This window comes from Candidatus Omnitrophota bacterium, assembly GCA_028715965.1.
GTDB lineage: Bacteria > Omnitrophota > Gorgyraeia > Tantalellales > Tantalellaceae > JAQUQS01.
In genome coordinates this window covers 1-4562 of sequence record JAQUQS010000051.1, presented here as the reverse complement: position 1 = coordinate 4562, position 4562 = coordinate 1, and the positions used below count along the sequence as shown (strand labels likewise).

At 54.2% G+C, this 4562-nt stretch carries 1 protein-coding gene; it reads left to right on the top strand.

The genetic code is table 11. The annotated features are described in order from the left end of the window. Positions 1 to 22: 22 nt before the first annotated feature. On the top strand, positions 23 to 4562 hold a 4540-nt coding region (locus PHH49_08605; protein ID MDD5488999.1), incomplete at its 3' end, for a hypothetical protein.

Genomic DNA, 4562 nt, shown 5'->3' with positions numbered 1-4562 from the left:
AAACTGGCTGGACCTAAGGACGATGACCATCGCCAACATTAACTGGTCGGACCTCAGGCCGCTTACGGAAGCGGGTGTCAACTGGGCCGATATGGAGGTATTCAGCAAGGCGGGAGTGAACTGGGCAGATCTCAATCCGCTGACGAGAGCGGGAGTGAACTGGGCCGACCTGACGGTGCTTAGCGAATCCGGCATTAACTGGGACGATTTCAATTATCTTACGAAGTCCGGGGTCAATTGGTCTGACATAGGGGCCATGACGAGAGCCGGGGTCAACTGGACGGATATGGATGTTCTTTCAAAGTCCGCCGTGAATTGGGCGAACATGGCGGATATGACAGACGCCGGTATCAACTGGTATAACATTGAGGATATGGCTACCGCCGGGGTGAACTGGCTCAGTATCGAGGCCATGGCGGGCGCGGGCGTTAACTGGGATAACCTGGCCTCAATGGCGGGCGCGGGCGTTAACTGGGACAATATATCCAACCTGGCGGCCGCGGGCGTTAACTGGGATAACATACAGAACATGGCTTCCGCCGGCGTTAACTGGTTCAACCTTTCCGACCTTACGGCGGCGAACGTGAACTGGTTCAACATATCCAGCATGGCCGCGGCCGATGTTAACTGGGACGATTTCGAGATAATGAGCAAAACGGGTATTAACTGGGCTGATCTTAACCCGCTTACCAATGCCGGTATCAACTGGGCCGATTTCCAGGTCCTTACGGAAACGGGGCTTAACTGGGACGATTTCGAGGTGATGACAAAACAGGGCGTGAATTGGGGGAGTGTCGGTGACCTTACTAACGCGGGGATCAACTGGTTCGATTTTGAAGTGATGTCGAAAACCGATGTGAACTGGGCTGGTCTTACGCCTCTTTCGGTGGCGGGAGTGAACTGGGCGGATATCAGTTACATGAGCGCGGCGCGTGTTAACTGGAGCGATCTTCAGGTCATGAGCGAGGAGGGTGTGAACTGGTCCGACCTTGAGACCCTGACAAAGGCCGGGGTCAACTGGGTGGACTTCCAGACGCTTACGAAAGCGGGTGTCAACTGGTCCGATTTCGGGGTGCTGTCAAAGGCGGGCATAAACTGGGCCGATCTTAACCCTCTCACTAGGGCCGGGACAAACTGGGCCGATTTCCGGACATTTACACGGGCCGGGGTCAACTGGGCTGATTTCGGAGTGATATCAAAGGCGGGCATAAACTGGGCCGATCTCAACCCGATGACAACGGTAGGAGTGAACTGGAAAGGGCTCGAGGTCCTGGCGTCAGCAGGCGTGAACTGGGTAAGCATAGAACAGATGTCCGGGGCAGGTGTCAATTGGGACAACATATCACAACTTGCCGCGGCGGGTGTCAACTGGGATAACCTGTCGGACCTTTCTACGGCGGATGTTAACTGGCATGACCTGAGCGTTATGTCAGGGGCGGCGGTAAACTGGTATAACATAGCGGTCCTTACGGACGCGGCTGTCAATTGGGGCAACCTTTCGACGCTGTCGGTCGCGGGTGTTAACTGGGACAACTTGTCCATAATGACCGGGGCGTCAGTTAACTGGGACGATCTTCACGTTCTGACCACTGTGGGTGTCAATTGGACGGATATACAGGCATTTACGGAAGAGGGAGTGAACTGGGCCGACCTCGAGGTGATGACCCGAACGGGTATAAACTGGACGGATATAGGATATATGAGTAATACCGGCGTGAACTGGTCGGATATGGACGTGTTGACTAAGACCGGGATCAACTGGGATGATATCGAGGTAATGTCTATAGCCGGCGTGAACTGGTCGGATATACAGGTGCTTTCGGAGACCGGGATCAACTGGGACGATATTGATGTCCTGACCAACCAAGGCATAAACTGGGCGGATTTCCAGTATCTTACGGACGCGGGCATAAACTGGTCGGATGTACAGGTTTTCAGCGAGACCGGCGTGAACTGGACAGATATACAGGTACTTACCGAGAAGGGAGTGAACTGGTCGAACTTCAGTTTCATGACCACGTCCGGCGTGAACTGGGCCGACCTCAGGCCTCTTTCGGAAGCGGGGATAAACTGGACCGAGTTCAATGTCATAACAGCGTCAGGGGTTAACTGGTCCGACTTCGGAGTGATGACACGCGCCAGGGTTAACTGGTCGGACTTCACGGCGCTTACGGAGTCCGGCGTGAACTGGGATGATATCAACGTGATGACGAAAGCGGGCGTGAACTGGGCGGATATGGGGTATTTGAGCACTTCCGGCGTAAATTGGAGCGATATGTCGTTCATGGCAGCCGCGGGAGTGAATTGGTATAGCATGCGGGACCTGGCGGATTCAGCGGTCAACTGGGATAACATCGCCCAGATGTCCAACGCGTCGGTCAATTGGGACAACATATCGAACCTCGCGGCCGCGGGGGTCAATTGGGATAATATGTCAAGGATGACGGACGCGAACGTGAACTGGTATAACATGTCCAGCCTTGGAGACGCCGATATAAACTGGACCAATTTCGAGATCATGTCCAAATCAGGTGTCAACTGGGCCGATTTTTCCCCCATGACCGAAGCGAACATAAACTGGGACGACCTTGAGGTGCTTACAAAGACCGGCGTGAACTGGACTGGGATGCAGGTAATGGCCGCGGCGGGCGTGAACTGGGCGGACCTGAAACCCATGACTGAAGCGGGTGTGAACTGGATAGATCTGACGACGATGTCGGTGGCGGGCGTGAACTGGTCGGGGCTTAAGCCTCTCTCGGAAGCGGGCGTGAACTGGGCGGACCTGAAACCCATGACCGAAGCGGGTATAAACTGGTACAGTATGCGGGACCTTAGTGACGCGAACGTGAATTGGGATAACATACAATACATGGCGTCGGCCGGGGTCAACTGGAGCAATATATCCAACCTGGCCGGAGCGAACGTGAACTGGGATAACATATCCACCATGGCGGCGGCGGGTGTTAACTGGGATGATATGCAGGTAATGTCGCGTGCCGGAGTGAACTGGTCGGACATACAGGTGCTGACCGAGACCGGAGTGAACTGGTATGATTTCAGCGTGATGTCTAACGTGGGAGCTAACTGGTACGATATCACCGTTATGACGGAAGCGGGCGTTAACTGGGCAGATCTTACCACGTTGACCGTACAGGGTATAAACTGGCAGGACCTCCAGACAATAACCACCCAGAGCATCAATTGGTCGGATTTCCAGGTCTTGACGGAAGCGGGCATAAATTGGGTGGATATCCAGGTATATACGGAAGCGGGGATAAACTGGTCGGATCTCCAGGTCATGACGGAAGCGGGGATGAACTGGTCGGACCTCACCGTCATGACGGAAGCGGGGATGAACTGGTCAGACCTTGAGAACATGTCGAGAACAGGTATTAACTGGGCCGACTTTTCCGCTATGACCAATTACTTCGTGAATTGGGAGAATTTTTCCCAGCTTACACAGGCCGGAGTTAACTGGGCGGGTATGCAGGAGATGGCCGGAGCGAACGTTAACTGGTATAACATGGCCCAGATGTCGGAAGCGGGCGTGAATTGGTATAACATATCGAACTTGGCCGCGGCGGGGGTTAACTGGGATAATATCGAGAACATGGCCGGTGCGGACGTCAATTGGTTCAATATAGCGTTAATGGCCCAGGCCGGCGTGAATTGGGATAACATATCGTTATTGGCGGGAGCGGGCGTGAACTGGGATAGTATGTCCGCCATGGCGGGAGCGGATGTCAATTGGGACAATATGTCCCAGATGTCGGGCGCGGGTGTGAATTGGGATAATATATCATCCCTAGCGTCGGCGGGCGTGAACTGGGACAGTATGTCCACCATGGCGGGAGCGGACGTTAACTGGAGCAACATATCCGTAATGGCGGCGGCGGGCATAAACTGGACGGATCTTGGCACTATGTCGAACGTGGGAGTGAATTGGTCTGATATACAGGTGCTTACTACCGTGGGTATGAATTGGACCGATTTTACCGATATGACCACTATAGGTGTTAATTGGGCAGATATAGGGGTTCTTTCAAGGACCGGCGTGAACTGGTCGGATATAGAGGCGCTCGCGGGACAGAATATAAATTGGAGTGACTTCAACCGGCTTACACGTGCCGGTATAAACTGGACGGACATAGACGTCATGTCAGAGACCGGCGTGAACTGGTCCGGGATGGCGGAAGTAGCGGCGGCGGGGATAAACTGGTATAACATCGCGGATATGTCTGACGCCGGGGTGAACTGGTATAACCTTTCCAATATGGCCGCCGCCGGTGTGAATTGGGATACCATTTCGGAAATGGCCGCTGCCGGCGTGAACTGGGATGATCTGGCTGTAATGACCGACGCGGGCGTGAACTGGTCGGATATGTCCTATCTTTCAGTGGCGGGCGTGAACTGGTCGGACCTAAATATCATGACGGAAGCGGGCGTGAACTGGGATGATCTTTCCTATATGTCCGTTACGGGCGTCAACTGGACGGATTTCGACGTGCTTTTCAAGACGGGAGTTAACTGGTCAGACCTGGGGGTCATGACGAACCATGGGG